This is a genomic window from Colwellia sp. Arc7-D (genome assembly GCF_003061515.1).
Classification (GTDB): domain Bacteria; phylum Pseudomonadota; class Gammaproteobacteria; order Enterobacterales; family Alteromonadaceae; genus Cognaticolwellia.
The window spans coordinates 4069507-4084665 of sequence record NZ_CP028924.1 but is presented as its reverse complement, the minus strand read 5'-3'; the positions used below and the strand labels follow the sequence as shown (position 1 = coordinate 4084665).

At 38.4% G+C, this 15159-nt stretch carries 19 protein-coding genes; 11 read left to right on the top strand and 8 right to left on the bottom strand.

The genetic code is table 11. The features are described from left to right. Positions 1-49: 49 nt before the first annotated feature. The 4 genes from DBO93_RS17740 to coaBC all read right to left on the bottom strand — a co-directional run bounded on the left by DBO93_RS17740 (position 50) and on the right by coaBC (position 4415). A complete protein-coding gene (locus DBO93_RS17740) occupies positions 50-709 on the bottom strand; it encodes a response regulator transcription factor (RefSeq protein WP_108457515.1) in 660 nt (219 codons plus the stop codon). Positions 710-898: 189 nt separating this feature from the next. Further along, complete coding sequence (locus DBO93_RS17735) at positions 899-2371, bottom strand: aminoacyl-histidine dipeptidase (protein ID WP_108457514.1); 1473 nt, start codon at positions 2369-2371, stop codon at positions 899-901. A 69-nt stretch (positions 2372-2440) separates the two neighbouring features. Beyond that, the gene (gene slmA, locus DBO93_RS17730; protein ID WP_108457513.1) at positions 2441-3025 is read right to left on the bottom strand and encodes a nucleoid occlusion factor SlmA; all 585 of its coding nucleotides are present in this window, start codon (positions 3023-3025) and stop codon (positions 2441-2443) included. Between the two features lie 151 nt (positions 3026-3176). Continuing rightward, positions 3177-4415, bottom strand: coding sequence for a bifunctional phosphopantothenoylcysteine decarboxylase/phosphopantothenate--cysteine ligase CoaBC (coaBC, locus tag DBO93_RS17725; RefSeq protein WP_108457512.1), 1239 nt, complete (start codon positions 4413-4415; stop codon positions 3177-3179). Between the two features lie 84 nt (positions 4416-4499). Here coaBC and radC point away from each other — a divergent pair, with 84 nt between their 5' ends. From radC to rpmG, 6 genes are all read left to right on the top strand, one after another. Further along, the gene (radC, locus tag DBO93_RS17720; RefSeq protein ID WP_204100633.1) at positions 4500-5180 is read left to right on the top strand and encodes a DNA repair protein RadC; all 681 of its coding nucleotides are present in this window, start codon (positions 4500-4502) and stop codon (positions 5178-5180) included. A gap of 42 nt (positions 5181-5222) precedes the next feature. Then, complete coding sequence (locus tag DBO93_RS17715; RefSeq protein ID WP_239059037.1) at positions 5223-5546, top strand: PilZ domain-containing protein; 324 nt, start codon at positions 5223-5225, stop codon at positions 5544-5546. Positions 5547-5617: 71 nt separating this feature from the next. Further along, positions 5618-6286, top strand: coding sequence for an AAA family ATPase (locus DBO93_RS17710; protein WP_108457510.1), 669 nt, complete (start codon positions 5618-5620; stop codon positions 6284-6286). Next, the gene (locus DBO93_RS17705; protein ID WP_108457509.1) at positions 6273-6659 is read left to right on the top strand and encodes a hypothetical protein; all 387 of its coding nucleotides are present in this window, start codon (positions 6273-6275) and stop codon (positions 6657-6659) included. Before DBO93_RS17710 ends, DBO93_RS17705 begins: the two co-directional genes overlap by 14 nt. A gap of 237 nt (positions 6660-6896) precedes the next feature. Further along, on the top strand, positions 6897-7133 hold the full coding sequence (gene rpmB / locus DBO93_RS17700; RefSeq protein WP_077284236.1) for a 50S ribosomal protein L28: 237 nt from the start codon (positions 6897-6899) through the stop codon (positions 7131-7133). A gap of 11 nt (positions 7134-7144) precedes the next feature. Next, the gene (gene rpmG / locus DBO93_RS17695) at positions 7145-7300 is read left to right on the top strand and encodes a 50S ribosomal protein L33 (RefSeq protein WP_070375415.1); all 156 of its coding nucleotides are present in this window, start codon (positions 7145-7147) and stop codon (positions 7298-7300) included. 286 nt (positions 7301-7586) lie between these two features. Here rpmG and DBO93_RS17690 read toward each other — a convergent pair whose 3' ends face one another. Further along, positions 7587-9329, bottom strand: a complete 1743-nt coding sequence (locus DBO93_RS17690; protein ID WP_204100632.1) for a DUF885 domain-containing protein — start codon at positions 9327-9329, stop codon at positions 7587-7589. A gap of 125 nt (positions 9330-9454) precedes the next feature. On the opposite strand from DBO93_RS17690, the gene DBO93_RS17685 reads away from it, so the two are divergent. The 4 genes from DBO93_RS17685 to DBO93_RS17670 all read left to right on the top strand — a co-directional run bounded on the left by DBO93_RS17685 (position 9455) and on the right by DBO93_RS17670 (position 12339). Further along, the gene (locus tag DBO93_RS17685; RefSeq protein ID WP_108457508.1) at positions 9455-9946 is read left to right on the top strand and encodes a hypothetical protein; all 492 of its coding nucleotides are present in this window, start codon (positions 9455-9457) and stop codon (positions 9944-9946) included. A gap of 49 nt (positions 9947-9995) precedes the next feature. After that, positions 9996-10931 (top strand): hypothetical protein, encoded by a 936-nt coding sequence (locus DBO93_RS17680; RefSeq protein ID WP_108457507.1) that lies wholly within the window; start codon positions 9996-9998, stop codon positions 10929-10931. A 1-nt stretch (position 10932) separates the two neighbouring features. Further along, positions 10933-11805, top strand: a complete 873-nt coding sequence (mutM, locus tag DBO93_RS17675; RefSeq protein WP_108457506.1) for a bifunctional DNA-formamidopyrimidine glycosylase/DNA-(apurinic or apyrimidinic site) lyase — start codon at positions 10933-10935, stop codon at positions 11803-11805. A 207-nt stretch (positions 11806-12012) separates the two neighbouring features. Beyond that, on the top strand, positions 12013-12339 hold the full coding sequence (locus tag DBO93_RS17670) for a hypothetical protein (RefSeq protein ID WP_108457505.1): 327 nt from the start codon (positions 12013-12015) through the stop codon (positions 12337-12339). Positions 12340-12554: 215 nt separating this feature from the next. On the opposite strand, the gene coaD is transcribed toward DBO93_RS17670, so the two are convergent. Further along, on the bottom strand, positions 12555-13043 hold the full coding sequence (gene coaD / locus DBO93_RS17665; RefSeq protein WP_108457504.1) for a pantetheine-phosphate adenylyltransferase: 489 nt from the start codon (positions 13041-13043) through the stop codon (positions 12555-12557). Positions 13044-13132: 89 nt separating this feature from the next. Continuing rightward, complete coding sequence (locus DBO93_RS17660; protein WP_108457503.1) at positions 13133-13516, bottom strand: nuclear transport factor 2 family protein; 384 nt, start codon at positions 13514-13516, stop codon at positions 13133-13135. A gap of 172 nt (positions 13517-13688) precedes the next feature. On the opposite strand from DBO93_RS17660, the gene DBO93_RS17655 reads away from it, so the two are divergent. Then, the gene (locus tag DBO93_RS17655) at positions 13689-14348 is read left to right on the top strand and encodes a TetR/AcrR family transcriptional regulator (protein ID WP_108457502.1); all 660 of its coding nucleotides are present in this window, start codon (positions 13689-13691) and stop codon (positions 14346-14348) included. 41 nt (positions 14349-14389) lie between these two features. On the opposite strand, the gene DBO93_RS17650 is transcribed toward DBO93_RS17655, so the two are convergent. Then, positions 14390-15145 (bottom strand): 3-deoxy-D-manno-octulosonic acid kinase, encoded by a 756-nt coding sequence (locus DBO93_RS17650; RefSeq protein WP_239059036.1) that lies wholly within the window; start codon positions 15143-15145, stop codon positions 14390-14392. Positions 15146-15159: the final 14 nt, after the last annotated feature.

The window sequence follows — 15159 nt, the reverse complement described above, 5'->3', positions numbered from 1 at the left end:
AATTCAGTTTTTACTATTTGAATATTAATATGACTGTTGAGGTGAATACTTAACAGCCCTGTAGTTGTACGTCGGCAATATCGAGTTGAGCAATGGCGATAACGGCTTGTGTACGATTACGAACATCGAGTTTACGAAAAATGGCCGTCGCATGAGCTTTAATCGTTGCTTCAGAAACATGTAAATCATAAGCAATTTGCTTATTCAACATACCTTGAGCAAACATCATTAAAATTCGATATTGTTGCTGAGTTAAGCTCGCAACGCGCTCAGCAATATCGTTATTGTCTTGCATTGGTGATGATTCATTATACGCTGCAGGCGTCCAAATATTACCTAATAATACTTGCTGAATCGCATTGTATATATCATCAACCGGCGTGGACTTAGGAATGAAACCTGAAGCACCATAACCCATAGATTTATGTATGGTTTCGTGATCTTCGTGTGCAGAAACTATAACAACGGGTATTTGTGGGAAATGATTACGCACGTGGATTAAGGTGTTAAAACCATGTGCGCCGGGGATATGTAAATCTAGTAGTAACAAATCACTGTCATTATGTTTGCTTAGTTGCAGCTCCAATTCGGCAATTGTCTGTGCTTCAAACCAATGAGTTTGTGTTAGCTTTAACTTAAGCGTGCCTAGCAGCGCTTGCCTAAATAATGGGTGATCGTCAGCTATTATAATTTTTTCTGGCTGAATCATGTCATTGTTTCCTTAAAAGTTCCCCGAGCCAATTCTAAACTAACTCAAGTCATTTTTTTATTAGACTTTAGCCTAGTAAAAATAATACCAGTTAGAAATAAAGTATTCAAACTGGTATTAATCATAGTCTATTTTAGTAGAAAGAAGCGGGATGCATAAACCGCTACATAAAATTGTCAATATTGGGCATTATTTTTTGTCTGGAATATTAGCCAATACAGCTAACAATAATTGCCAGTATTGCTCTACGGCTGCAATGTTCACTTTTTCATCAGGAGAATGCGGAAATTTAATAGTAGGTCCAAATGACACCATATCCCAATTCGGATAAGCTGTTTTGAATAAACCACACTCAAGGCCTGCATGAATCACCATTATCTCAGGCACTTTATTAAACAACGACTGATAAGTATCACGCACTGTTTGCATTAACGCTGAGCTAGTATCGGGTTTCCAGCCAGGGTATGCACCTGAAAAACCCATGTTAGCGCCTGCTAAATCAAATACAGATTGCACCATGGTTTGCGCTTCTAAGCGGCCATCATCATGTAAGCTGCGTATCAGCGACATGGCAACAAACTTATTACCTTTACTGCGCATAACACCTAAGTTTAATGATGTTTCAACAATACCTTCGATGTCATCGCTCATGCGTAAAACACCATTAGGGCATGCATTAAGAGCACGTAAAATATTGTTTTGAGTGGCTTGAGTCCAACATTCGTCAAACGTTTCAGGCGATATTAATAACATCTCTATAGACGTTTCGACAGCACCGAGTGACTGATTAATTGTTGCTAAATACTCAGCTAATTTTGTGTTTAGCGCGGTAATTTTTGAGCGACTAATGACAAAGCTGGCATCGGCTTCACGTGGAATCGCGTTGCGTAAACTCCCACCATTAAGCTCTGTTAAACGCAGCCCTAATTCAAGGCTAGCGTCGAGTAAAAAACGCACAAGAAGTTTATTAGCATTGGCACGACCGGTATGAATATCAACACCAGAATGGCCACCTTTTAAACCTGAAATCGACAGGTTAAATGATTCAACATCATCTGCAACATCTTCATAGCTGATAGCAAATGTGGCTTCTGCGTCAATGCCGCCAGCACAACCCATGTAAATTTCGCCTTCCTGCTCAGAGTCAGTATTGATCAGTAGCTCACCGTCGAGCCAACCAGATTCTAAGCCAAAAGCACCCGTCATACCCGCTTCTTCATCAATGGTCACTAAAACTTCTAATGGGCCATGCGCAATATCATCACTAGCTAACACCGCTAGCGCAGAAGAAAGACCAATACCGTTATCTGCACCCAGTGTGGTGCCTTCTGCCGTAACCCAGTCGCCATCAGCTTCGGTGATAATATAAGGTTTGATAGGGTCGGTGAGAAAATCATGTGTTTTATCAGCATTTTTTTGCGGCACCATGTCCATGTGAGCCTGTAAAATAACACCTTTTTTATTTTCTAACCCTGCAGTAGCTGGCTTCTTAATAATTAAGTTACCTACAGCATCTTCTTTAACACTAAGCCCAAGTTCGGTTGCCCAAGACTGGATCCAAAGCGATATTTTTTGTTCGTGTTTTGAAGGGTGTGGAATGCTACAAATTTTATCAAATATTTGCCATAATTTGTTCGGCTGTAATCTTGCTAACGTGCTCAATGAAATTCCTTTACTGTTTGATTTTAAGCTTATTTTTAACTTGTTAATGTTTTATCGTAGACTGCTACTTTATTTATCAGCCATTAAAAATTGCCATTGTTCATTAAAGTCATTGCTGGGCTTTTTGGTAAAGTCAGAACGAACATATTGATTGATTTTACCTTCAGCATAGGCCATTAAAATATTAGCTAAAGCCAGTTCAGAAATAGTGAAACCTTTGCCCTCTCTTAACTTGCGCTCACGTAGTACTTGCTTGAATTGAGATTCAAGCTTTTCAAAAAATTGATTAACACGTGCACGTAAACGCTCGTTTTCACCCATTAAAGCGTCACCCGCTAGAATTCGACACATGCCGGGATTACGTTCTGCAAAAATGAGCAGAACATGCAAAATATGGTGGCAGCGAATAAGCGCTTCTTTGTGATCGGTTAATATCAAATTGACACGAGAAAAAATTGATTCTTCAATAAACTCTATTAAGCCTTCAAACATACGAGCTTTTGAAGGGAAGTGACGATAAAGCGCCGCTTCAGAAACACCGACTTCAGCAGCAAGCTTAGCTGTGGTGATTCGCTGTCCTGCACTGGTTTGTAACATATGAGCAAGGCATTCTAAAATTTGTTGCTTACGATTAGGTTTTTGAGTCGCCGGCATAAAACTGATTCTCTATTTTTTATTATTTTTTCAGCAGTCATATCCATTGTATTAATAAATTAACTCAAGGGATATGGCGTCTAAAAGTATAGCGTGATTGTATAGCGTTACTTAGTTGATGTTCAACAATGAAATGTGCAGCTTGGCTAAATTAATTATCTAACCGAGAACGCTGCCATGTTTGTTGAATATATTGAACTAATTGCTGTGCAAGCTCATTTTTACTCATTAAAGGTAACTCTTTTTCATCATGTTGAGTAAAAACCGTTAACGCGTTGTTGTCGCTATTAAAACCTTGCCCTGCACTGGCTACATTGTTGGCAGCTATCATATCAAGGTTTTTACGGGTTAATTTATCTCGAGCATAATGTTTTACATTTTGAGTTTCAGCTGCAAAACCAACGGTAAAGGGTTTGTTTTCAAGTGCAGCAACATCAGCAACAATATCAGGGTTTTTGATCAAGTTAAGTTGCATAGAATCTTGCGATTTTTTGATTTTTTCACTAGCAATATTATCAATGCGATAATCAGCAACTGCAGCACAAGCAACGAAAACATCAGCGGTTGGTGCGTTGGTTAAGGCTTGTTGATGCATTTCAATCGCGCTGATTACCGATATTTTTTTACATTGTGGCGGCGTTTCTAAGCTAACTGGCCCAGAGATTATAGTCACATCAGCGCCAAGACGTTGTGCAGCACTGGCAATGGCATAACCCATTTTGCCTGAACTGTGGTTAGAGATATAACGCACGGGGTCAATGGCTTCACGTGTTGGCCCTGCCGTAATTAACCATTTTTGACCCGTTAGAGGCTGCTGTTCAGCGTTTTTACCTTCATTTACAGGTGCTAACGCTTGGCAAGTTAGCTCAACTAATTCAGGTACGTCTAACATTCGCCCTAGCCCAACATCACCACATGCTTGTTCACCTGCTCCTGGGCCAAATAAGGTGAAGTGCCATGATGTTAAGGTGTTAATGTTTTTTTGTGTAGCTTGGTTATGCCACATTTGTTGGTTCATTGCTGGCGCTATGGCAATAGGGGCCGCTGTTGCCAAACAAAGCGTGGTTAATAAGTCATTAGCCATTCCTGCCGCTATTTTAGCAATGACATCAGCGGTTGCAGGGGCAATTAAAATGAAGTCAGCCCATTTAGCTAGCTCAATATGCCCCATCGCTAATTCTGCTTGAGTATCTAATAAGCTATCGGAAACCGCATTAGCAGAAACCGCTTGTAAGGTTAAAGGAGTGATAAAAGCTTTAGCGCCTTCGGTCATTACTACACGAACATCAGCACCTTTTTCTTTTAATCGGCGCACGAGTTCTGGTGTTTTGTAAGCCGCAATACCGCCACTTATCCCTAATAGAATTTTTTTACCCTGAAGAATCTGCATAAACTGCTAATCTTAATAACCACAATGAGCGATAAGATAGCACTATTCGCACTTTTTTTAAAATCACTTTGCAAGGATGCACTTATGTTAAAAGACTGGCCAGATTGTGAAAAACCCAGAGAAAAGCTACTACAGCATGGCGCGAAAAGCCTCAGTGATGCTGAACTACTGGCAATATTTCTACGCACTGGTGTTAAAGGTTGCCATGTGGTTGACTTAGCGAGGAATTTATTAAAAAGCTTTGGTAGTATTGCTAAAATATATCAAGCTGATCTAACTGATTTTTGTCAGCAACATGGCTTAGGTGTTGCAAAATATGTGCAGTTACAAGCGTGTTTAGAAATGTCGACTCGCTATTTAGCTGAACAAATGCAAATGGGCCAAGGATTAACGTCTTCTTTGAGTACGCAAAACTTTTTAAAAGCCGAGCTACGACATGAAACACGAGAAGTATTTGCGGTATTGTTTTTAAATACTCAGCATCAAGTCATAAAATTTGAACGGTTATTTCACGGCACCATTAATGCCGCTGCGGTGTATCCGCGTATTGTTGTGGAGTCAGCGCTAAAACATCAAGCGGGCGCGGTTATTCTTGCACACAACCATCCTTCTGGGATTGCTGAACCCAGTATTGCCGATAATCAAATCACCAGTAGATTAGAGCAAGCCCTTGCTTTAATTGATATAAAAGTACTTGATCATATAATAGTTGCGGGTTGCCATTGTTATTCGTATGCTGAACACGGACGAATGATTGAACAATAAATTAAGATCCATCAATTTAAGTTTGGCAAATAAGGAGTCTCTATGAGCGATATTGACAAAATGCAAGATAGCGAAGAAAGTGAACGTCGGCGATCTTTCCGTCTAGACATGGAAAAAGAGTTAATAGATATCGTTTGGACTGACGCCAATGGCGATGAAAAACGTAAAAAAATAGTGTGTGTAGATTTTTCTCGTGGGGGCTTGAAAGTTGATTGTGATTGCGAAATAGCGGCAAATTCCCAAGTAACCGTTATATTTAAAGCAGCGAACCCAAATAGCCAAAAATTGTTTGGGAAAGTAATACGTTGTGTAAAACAAGACAATGGCTGGTTCGAAGTTGCATTGCAGCTAACAGATCTTGCTTAAGTTAGCCCTTAATTATTGAACTATAATGAAGTGGTTGTTGTATTTTAAGTAGTAAACAAGGAATTACCAAAATGATGATTTTAGTAGGCGGGGAAAAAGGTGGTAGCGGTAAAAGTTGCCTAGCACAGAATTTAGCTGTGTATTTTGCCCGTGAGAAAAAAGCTATTGTATTGATGGTTGATTGTGATCCACAGCGAACGACGTCTGACTGGATACAAGCAAGAAATTCTGATCCGTCACTGCCAGCCATCAATTGTATTCAGTTGTACGGTAAAATTCGTAACGATCTATTAAGTCTTAACCAACATTATGATTATGTTGTTGTAGATTGTGGTGGCCAAGATAATCTAGCACTGCGGGCAGCAATGTCGGTAGCAGACCATGTCGTTATTCCATTAAGACCTAAACGTCGAGATTTAAAAACAGTACCGCACATGGAAGACATGCTAAGCACATGTAAAATGGTTAATCCTAAAATGTTAGCGTCGTTTGTGATAACGCAGTGTCCTTCTTTGCCAAACCAAGCGGGTCGTATTTTAGAAGCAAAAGAAGTCTGTAGCTCATTTGGTATCAATGTATTAAATGCCGTGACTTTTAACCGTAATGTTTATGATGACAGTGAAGAACTGGGTTCATCAGTGCTGGAAATTGAACCTGATAGCAAAGCGGCGATAGAAATGATCGCAATAGCGGAGGAGCTATTAGCGATGAAACCGGACAATTCTCATGAGTTTAATTGATTTAAAAAAATCCAAGGACGGTCCAAAGAAAAAGAAAAAATTCACGGTTGATGAATTTATTGCTGATGCTGAAGATTACGCACAAGGCCAACCGAAAATAGTTAGCCGAGAACATGACGAGTTGTCTTTACAGCAGGCTATTTTAGTTGCTAAAGAACATGCAACTCGTAAAACACAAAGTGGCAATGAAGTAGGGCGGCGTTTTCGTCCTGCAACATTTACGTTAAGTGAAGCTGCAATAGAACAACTGCAAGAATTGGCAATTGATACTCAGTTAGCTAAGTCGCATATTATTCGAATTTTAATTGATGAACTGTGTAATAAAGATCAAAAAGAAAAATTACGCAAATTATTAGACTCTAAAATAGGCTGAAATTGCTCCATTATTAATCGACTAGAATGATAATACTGCAATAATGGTCATGTTTACGTGGTTTTTTGCAGTTAAGTGATTGAATTATAACTATTTACAAAACTATTCACTTTTAAGGCGATTAATACTGGAATTCATTTTTCAGTTTCACTATAATATGCCACCTTTTTCAGGATCCCGAGGCGACGGTCTTGGGGAAATACAGCATGACCTGAAATTAATTTTGGAGTACTCAATATGTCTAAAGTTTGCCAAGTAACAGGCAAAAAGCCAATGGTTGGTAACAACCGTTCGCACGCAAGAAACGCGACTCGTCGTCGTTTTTTACCTAACCTTCAAACTCACCGTTTTTGGGTTGAGAGTGAAAATAGTTTCGTTAAATTACGTTTAACTCCGAAAGGAATGCGTATTATCGATAAGAAAGGTATTGATGCAGTTTTAACTGATATCCGTGCCCGTGGCGAAAAAGTTTAAGGAATTGCACAATGCGCGATAAAATTCGTTTAGTTTCTAGTGCTGGCACTGGCCATTTTTACACTACAGACAAGAACAAAAAAACAATGCCTGAAAAAATGGAGATCAAAAAGTTTGATCCTCGCATTCGTCAGCATGTTATGTACAAAGAAGCTAAAATCAAGTAATTGATTACGGCTTATTTAAAAACCCGGTTTATACCGGGTTTTTTATTGCCTAAAGAAAAGTACCCAGCTAAATTCACTAACAGCCTACAGCTAGCTTCTGTCCTTATTTATTCTGACATGTTGATTAGCATATTACCGACCAAGATAAACGCACACACCTAGCTGTTTGAGGCGTTGATATGATTAATTTCACTCAGTCTAAAAAGCATTGGTTACAAAAAAGGAGAAACCCCTTAACGCGGTTTCTCCTTTTTACTTTAAGGCTCTTGTGCAAATAAGCTTTTTATTATATTTGCTGCTGTTTAATCCAATCCATGGTTAACTCTTCAAGCAATGCCATAGGTAAACTACCATTTTTAAGCATTTGGTCATGAAAGGCCCGAACATTGAACTTACGACCCAGCATTTTTTCGGCTGTAGTGCGTAATTGGCGAATTTTAATTTCGCCAATTTTGTATGATAACGCTTGGGCTGGCCAGCTAATGTATCGATCTATTTGACCAATAACGTCAGGCATGCTTAATGCGGTATTTTCGGCTAAATAGTCGATTGCTTGTTGACGAGTCCACCCCATAGAATGAATGCCTGTATCGACCACTAAGCGACAAGCACGCCATGCTTCGTAAGTTAAGCGACCAAAGTCACTATAAGGAGATTGATAAAAGCCCATTTCTTTACCTAAGCGTTCAGAATATAAACCCCAACCTTCACCATACGCTGCGTGATATAGCGTTTTACGAAACTCTGCCATATCAACTTCCTGCGCAATAGCACTTTGAAAGTGATGACCGGGTTCAGCCTCATGAAATGTTAATGCCTCTAAGGTATACAAGGGTTGACTGTCTAAATTTTTAGTTTCGAGAAAGTAAGTGCCTGATGTTGTACCACTGCCATCTGAGGCTACATAATAAGCCCCGCCATTTGGGCTTGATTTAATATCAAAGGTAGAGCGCGGTAATACCGAAAACCATTTAGGTAATTGGGCAGCCATTTTACGTGAGATGTAACTAGCTTTTTCTAGCATATCCATCGCACTGTCGGTGTAAAACTGTTTGTCGGTGCGCAAGAACTTAATAAAGTCTTTGAATTCACCTTTAAAGCCCACCTCTTTGATAATTTCCTGCATTTGTTGTCGAATACGACTAACTTCTTCCAGACCTGTTTGGTGAATTTCATCAGCGGTTAGGTTGGTAGTGGTGTAGTACTCGATTAAGTATTGATAATAATCTGCGCCACCTTCAACACTATTAATGCCGGCAGTTGTTCGACAGTTAGTCATATACTCTTTAGTAAAAAAATCATAAAAGGCTTGGTATTCAGGTAACACGGTATTTTTGATCAGCGTTTTTACCTGTTGGCGATATTTGGTTTGTTGTACTGAATCGATAACGGTTGGCATGTTTAACATAGGCGCGTAAAAAACACTGTCTTCAACACGGTTAACTAAATGCTTACTGATCGATTTCTCGTACCCTTTAAAGCTTTCACAATAATGAGTATGACCCAAAGCCACCGCCTGTTTTAAATCAACAATATGCTCTTGATTGTATCGAGGGTAATCAGCAAGGCTGATCAAATAATTGCGGTAGTCTTGCTCGGTTAAAAACGACATATTCGCTGGTGCGCCCGCAAAATAACTATGAAAGCCCGAATAATAGGTCAACGGATAAAGGTGGTCTTGAAATTGGTAGCTTTTTGCTTCTGCTTGGCGTTCATATTTGAATAAGCGATAACTTACCTGATCAGCCGCTGTTAGCAGATTAACGTCAATTTTATCAATGCGGACTAATAATTCGTCGTTATATTTTGAGCGGCGTTCACGCCCTTTTGACGACATTTCAGGTAGTTTACCTTTCATACGAAAGGCATCAGGATCTTTTCTGAAAAATATTTGTTCTTTATTAGCGTTTTGCCAATGGTCATCAAGTAACTGTTGAAATTGCTCACTTGATTGGTTTGCAAACGCACTAGCGGTGCCGAATAAGCCACTGAACATGATAATGGCAATACTGAGTTTTTTTATTTTCATAGGAAAACCTTGATTTTTGAAAGCAGTAAGTGAATGCTTTATTATTTGTTTATAGTGTAAAGCTATGTACTAATAAGCTCAATTTTTTCGTATCATGCAGTGCGTGGCAATGTAAGGAATGTATTATGGTGAAATTATCGAAGACGGGTTGGAATAATGTCATCATTTTTGCGGTTATGGGCTTTATTCTGGTCATTAATCTAACCAATAAAAAAATTTTCTCTGCGGATGAAAATCTTAATAACGAACATGAAATTGCTTTAATTGGCCCGCAAAACATTATTTTAACGTTAAGTATTAATGATATTGTCGCTATAGAGCGAATAGGTCGCACATGGCGGGCAACACCGGCTAATATCTCAGGACAAGCTTTAGCTCAAATGATGATGTCTTGGCAGCAAAGCATGGGCGAAGCAATGGCTCAAGCCCCAGAGGTTGACCGACAGTTTTCGTTAGAGGTAAAGCTTGATATTGCTGGCCAAGAACAGCCTCTAGCATTAAATTTTTATGCCACAGAACAACAACTTTTAATCTTTAATCAAACATCAAAACAATGGCTTGTAATGCCAATTGCTATGTATGGGCAACTATTTCCACAAGAAATATTTGCCGGATAACTTAAATCGTTATAATTTCCATTGGCTCGAATTAGAAGGTAATAACTGAATGAAAAAATGTGCAATTTTATCCATGGACAGCTTAGAAGAATTTGAAGCCTATGATTGCTTGATTGAACAACCGTTGTTGGCGTTAGGATGGCAAACAGAAGTGGTTTCATGGCGCTGCACTAAGGTAAATTGGGCTGATTTTGACGCGGTTATTATTCGAAGTCCATGGGATTATCAAGATGACATGGAAAGCTTTCTTAATGTTTTATCACGTATTGAACAATCTACGGCGCGGTTAGAAAATAGTTTGAATGTGGTTCAGTGGAATATTAATAAAAGCTACTTAAAAAGCCTAGAAGCTGACAATGTTACTATCGTGCCTACACTTTGGCCTGATACTTTTGACGCGGACAATTTAGCAGAATACTTTACGCATTTTGATACTGAGCAAATCGTATTAAAACCCAGAGTCAGCGCCAATGCCGACAATACATTTTGGCTAAAAAAATCGCACTATCAAGATAAAGTTACTGAGTTAAATCAAGCATTTGCTAGCCGAGAGTTAATGGTGCAACCTTTTATGGCCGATATATGCCAAGAAGGTGAATTTTCATTGTTTTATTTTAATGGCGAGTACAGTCATACAATTTTAAAAACGCCAGCTAAGGGTGATTTTCGAGTACAAGAAGAGCATGGCGGTGGGTTGTTAACGGTAACGCCTGAAGCAGCATTGATTAAGGCGGCTAATAAAACGATGCTCGCTATCAGCAAGCTTCATGGTGATTTACTTTATGCCCGTATTGATTTTGTTCGTCATCAAGACAGCTTTGCTCTAATGGAAGCTGAGCTAATTGAACCATCACTTTATTTTAATATGGATGATGCCTCACCGCAGCGTTTTGCTGATGCTTTTGTTGCTCGAATGGCTAACAGTAAACCAGATTTTGCAAACGCTAAAGCTGACGATAAAAATACGTCATTAGGGAAAGCTTAATATGCCTGAATTACCAGAGGTAGAAGTCTGCCGATTAGGAATAACCCCCCATATTGCTAATCAAAAAGTTACCCAAGTGATAATACGTAATCCTAAACTTCGCTGGCCTATACCTGATGAAGTGCATAGTGTTGTTGGCCAAACTTTAGAAAAAATAGAGCGGCGTTCAAAATATTTATTATTAAGGTTTTCTTCGGGTACTTTATTATTGCATTTAGGCATGTCGGGTTCGTTGCGAATTTTAGAAGAGCATGTTCCTGCCGCTAAACATGACCATTTTGAAATGCTATTTGATAACGACAAAATGCTGAGGCTGAATGATCCTCGTCGTTTTGGCGCGGTATTATGGTTTCCTGAACATCACGATCTGCAAGGGTTGCTCACTAAGTTAGGACCCGAACCGTTAACGGAAGATTTTACTTACGGGCACTTATTTAACAAGGCCGGTAATCGCAAAGTACCGGTTAAAACCTTTTTGATGGATAATCATGTGGTGGTCGGCGTAGGTAACATTTATGCGAACGAAGCTTTATTCATCGCCAGTATTCATCCTGCCACTTTGGTTAATAGTATTAGTGAAGAAAAATTTAATGAACTAACCGACATTATTAAGCAAGTATTAGCCGCTGCTATCGAGCAAGGAGGAACAACTTTAAAAGATTTTACGCAGGCGGATGGTAAGCCTGGCTACTTTGCTCAAAAACTTTTTGTTTACGGACGAGCAGGTGAAAAATGTGATGGGTGCCAAACGATATTAGAAGAAATTCGACAATCGAACCGTAGTTCTGTTTTTTGTCCTTCTTGCCAAGTACAAGTAATACCAAAAAAAGTAGTGAATAAAAAGCCGAAAAAAACAACTAAATCAGCTAAGTAGTCATGCAGTATATTGCTTTATGTTGTGTTGAAGGTTTTTGACTGCTAACGTTTTTTAGCCTTTGAAAAGTAGTTAACGCTAAAGCTACTTCCTAACTTTTATTCACGTTATAATAATGTTCAAACGAAACGGTTATGCGCAATGCTAACATTGGTAAAATGAGCGCAATTAACCTGGTCATACACCCAACAAGAGTTAAATAGTTGAATGAAACCTTACGAAAATATTGCTGAGTTAATCGCTAATCTAGAGTCAGAAATTGAAGCAATTAATGCCGAAATAACGACCCTAAAAACAGAGCCGCAAAGTTTTAATGAACAAGTTGTGTTTAAATATATTGAAACGGGCAGCACAGGAAAAACAAAAGATTTTGTTCGTTCTCTAGGCGTTAAGTCTGAACGTGGTTCACTATTTTCTTCGGGTGATGTTAGTAAATTAATTAAAGCTGGAAGCGAAGATATTTCACCTGATCTGCTCGATATTGCGCGTAAGATAACTAATATGAAAAATAAAAATGGTAAGCAACGCCAGTAAGTAAAGTCGACTTTAGCTTTAGATCGGTGAAGGTTTTAGCATTTTTTAATACAACGGCAAACATGTATTTGTAAACCAATCATAATGTCGTTAGAGAATAAAATTGTTGATTAAGCGTAAGCTGATAAAAGTAAGAGTAATTATATAAATTAGCTTACTTATATCAACAATAGGCCTAAACTTTCAAGCAAGATAGCTAGGGTTTTCTTTTCTACTTATTTATTTTTAAGCATAATGTTATCAAGCGCCTGTTTAACAGCAGGATGAACAAACTGGCTAACATCTCCATTGTGTAGCGCAACTTCTTTTACTAAAGTTGATGATATAAAAGAATTTTTTTCAGCTGGTGTCAAAAATACCGACTCTAAGTCAGGGGCTAAGCGTCGGTTCATGTTGGCTAATTGAAATTCATATTCGAAATCAGAAACGGCGCGTAGACCACGAATAAGTACCTTCGCTTGATAGCTTTCGGCAAAGTCTATTAATAAACCGCTAAAACCGACTACCGTCACATTGGGTAAATGTTGTGTAACTGCTTGAAGTAAAGCCACGCGTTGGTCTAAATCAAAGAGTGGTTGCTTGCTAGGACTCGCAGCAATACCAACAATAACTTCACTGAATAAACGACTTGCCCGTTCTATTAAATCGGCATGTCCGTTGGTTACAGGGTCAAACGTACCTGGATAAATTGCTTTAATGGCCATAATTTTCGATGATGTTATCTGAATAAAAATCTATTGTAAGTGTTGATGCTGCTAATTTCAAAAAAATCAGTACGCTATAAAATACACGCTTAACTATTTTTTAGCTGATCTAACATCGCAGTCATCTGATCATTTATCATATTTAGCGCCTTGTATGGGCGGATCATAACCTTAAACTCAGTAATTTTACCTTGCTCATTCCATGTGATCATATCGATACCGTTAATATCTATATCTTGTATCTTTAAAGAAAACTCTAGTACGGCGGCGTTATTGCTTAAAAATTCTCGGTCGTAATTAAAGCTACCATTTAAAAAAGTATGAAAGGCTGCCGTTAGATACATGCTAACCATTTCTTTACCTTTTATTGGTGTATGAATAACGGGTGAATATAAAGTTACGTCGTCAGCCAGTAAGGTAGAAACCTGAGAAACTGCCTTGTTTTTTATCAGTGTATGCCAATTACTAAGCATTGCTTATGTCCTTTTTGATTAGTTTGTATTCTATATTACATAAGGTGCAATCAAATTTGACAACTGTCAAGATTAAATTTACTTAAAGTATTTACTCGAAATACTTTAAGTTTGATGATTTTTGATAGTATGATAGAAAAATAATTGACCACAAATACAAGAAGTAGTATCCATGAAAACTCGGGATAAAATAATTCAAGCTAGCATTGTATTATTTAATGAACAGGGTGAGCGTAATGTTACCACCAACCACATTGCCGCTGATCTTGGTATTAGCCCTGGTAATCTCTACTACCACTTCCGAAATAAAGAAGACATTATACTGTCAATTTATGAGGAGTATGCTCGTAATCTGTTAATAGAAACGATGCCGGAAGTGAGCCCTGACGTAAAGCCTTTAGACGCTATTCTTTTGTATATGGATGTGGTATTTCAGGCAATGATGAAGTTTCGCTTTTTCTACAGTAACTTACCGGTATTGTTAGCAAAAAATCCTTTATTACACGATAAATATGTTGAAGTACAAGGTTTTATTGCTCAGCGTGTAAGTGAGTTGTTACTCTCGCTTCGTGATGCGAAAATGATGGATTTCTCAGATGAAGACTTACCTGACATCGTAAGTATTTTACGCTTAGTAAATACTTTTTGGTTAAGCTTTTATCAAACACAAAATAATGACAATGAAATTAATGATGCTGTTTTCTATCAAGGCGTTTTGAAAATATTAGTTATTATTCATCCATACATTAGTACCGAGGCTAAAAGTGAATTCTTAGAAGCCCGTGCTATGTACCGACAACGTTGCCAAGATAGTTTATTAAATACAGCGTAACGATTAAATATTAACCCTGCTAAGCAGAGCAGCAATCTAATTTAAGACTGGTAACCGTTTAATAGCGCTTGCCAGTTTTTTTCGCGCCATTGAAAATTCGTTATTTTATGACTTTCTTTGCGAAATGACCGAAGTAATCTTGCCATATTCTCTTCTGGCCACTTAATTTGATTATTTCTTGTTTGCCCTTGATCAAAATCAATAAGCCAAACTTTGTCTTTATCATCAATTAAAATGTTATGTGCATTTAGGTCATGATGATAAATGCCTTGCTGATGAAAAGCCTTTATTACTTTGCCAATATTTTGCCAAAGGTTGTCGTTAACTTCATTTTTACTGAGGATAGCGACCAAATCGCTGGCATTTTCAATGCGTGACGACAATAAATCTGCACGATAAAACAAACCATGCCTACTTACTCGAAAAGCGATAGGTTTAGGCGCAGGTAGGCCTAATGCCCGCATTGTTATTAATAAATCAAATTCGCGAGTCGCACGAGTATTTTTTATACCGGTAAAAATGTATAGGTCGTTAATTACCTTGCCAATAAGGCCGCCTCGATAATAATGCCTTAAAACCCAGTTTTGCATGATACCAGTGCTGTTCGGTGTCGCTATAAACCAAGTAGTACCGCGACCTTGTGCACTGCCAACAATGGCATTTTTTTCTTGCCAATAATCACCATCAAGCATTTCAGGCACAAAAGCACTAATTTCATCGTTGTTATATCGACAATAAATATTGCCTTGTTGTAAAGTTTTTTCATTACAGGGTTTTACAATTGCGGGCTTGTTCAAGATAATAGACCTAT

Excerpts from the sequence above, each read along its gene's own strand:
- DBO93_RS17740 (WP_108457515.1), bottom strand. The coding sequence starts at position 709 with ATGATTCAGCCAGAAAAAATTATAATAGCTGACGATCACCCATTATTT.
- slmA (WP_108457513.1), bottom strand. The coding sequence starts at position 3,025 with ATGCCGGCGACTCAAAAACCTAATCGTAAGCAACAAATTTTAGAATGC.
- coaBC (WP_108457512.1), bottom strand. The coding sequence starts at position 4,415 with ATGCAGATTCTTCAGGGTAAAAAAATTCTATTAGGGATAAGTGGCGGT.
- radC (WP_204100633.1), top strand. The coding sequence starts at position 4,500 with ATGTTAAAAGACTGGCCAGATTGTGAAAAACCCAGAGAAAAGCTACTA.
- DBO93_RS17715 (WP_239059037.1), top strand. The coding sequence starts at position 5,223 with ATGAGCGATATTGACAAAATGCAAGATAGCGAAGAAAGTGAACGTCGG.
- DBO93_RS17710 (WP_108457510.1), top strand. The coding sequence starts at position 5,618 with ATGATGATTTTAGTAGGCGGGGAAAAAGGTGGTAGCGGTAAAAGTTGC.
- DBO93_RS17705 (WP_108457509.1), top strand. The coding sequence starts at position 6,273 with ATGAGTTTAATTGATTTAAAAAAATCCAAGGACGGTCCAAAGAAAAAG.
- rpmB (WP_077284236.1), top strand. The coding sequence starts at position 6,897 with ATGTCTAAAGTTTGCCAAGTAACAGGCAAAAAGCCAATGGTTGGTAAC.
- rpmG (WP_070375415.1), top strand. The coding sequence starts at position 7,145 with ATGCGCGATAAAATTCGTTTAGTTTCTAGTGCTGGCACTGGCCATTTT.
- DBO93_RS17690 (WP_204100632.1), bottom strand. The coding sequence starts at position 9,329 with ATGAAAATAAAAAAACTCAGTATTGCCATTATCATGTTCAGTGGCTTA.
- DBO93_RS17685 (WP_108457508.1), top strand. The coding sequence starts at position 9,455 with ATGGTGAAATTATCGAAGACGGGTTGGAATAATGTCATCATTTTTGCG.
- DBO93_RS17680 (WP_108457507.1), top strand. The coding sequence starts at position 9,996 with ATGAAAAAATGTGCAATTTTATCCATGGACAGCTTAGAAGAATTTGAA.
- mutM (WP_108457506.1), top strand. The coding sequence starts at position 10,933 with ATGCCTGAATTACCAGAGGTAGAAGTCTGCCGATTAGGAATAACCCCC.
- DBO93_RS17670 (WP_108457505.1), top strand. The coding sequence starts at position 12,013 with ATGAAACCTTACGAAAATATTGCTGAGTTAATCGCTAATCTAGAGTCA.
- coaD (WP_108457504.1), bottom strand. The coding sequence starts at position 13,043 with ATGGCCATTAAAGCAATTTATCCAGGTACGTTTGACCCTGTAACCAAC.
- DBO93_RS17660 (WP_108457503.1), bottom strand. The coding sequence starts at position 13,516 with ATGCTTAGTAATTGGCATACACTGATAAAAAACAAGGCAGTTTCTCAG.
- DBO93_RS17655 (WP_108457502.1), top strand. The coding sequence starts at position 13,689 with ATGAAAACTCGGGATAAAATAATTCAAGCTAGCATTGTATTATTTAAT.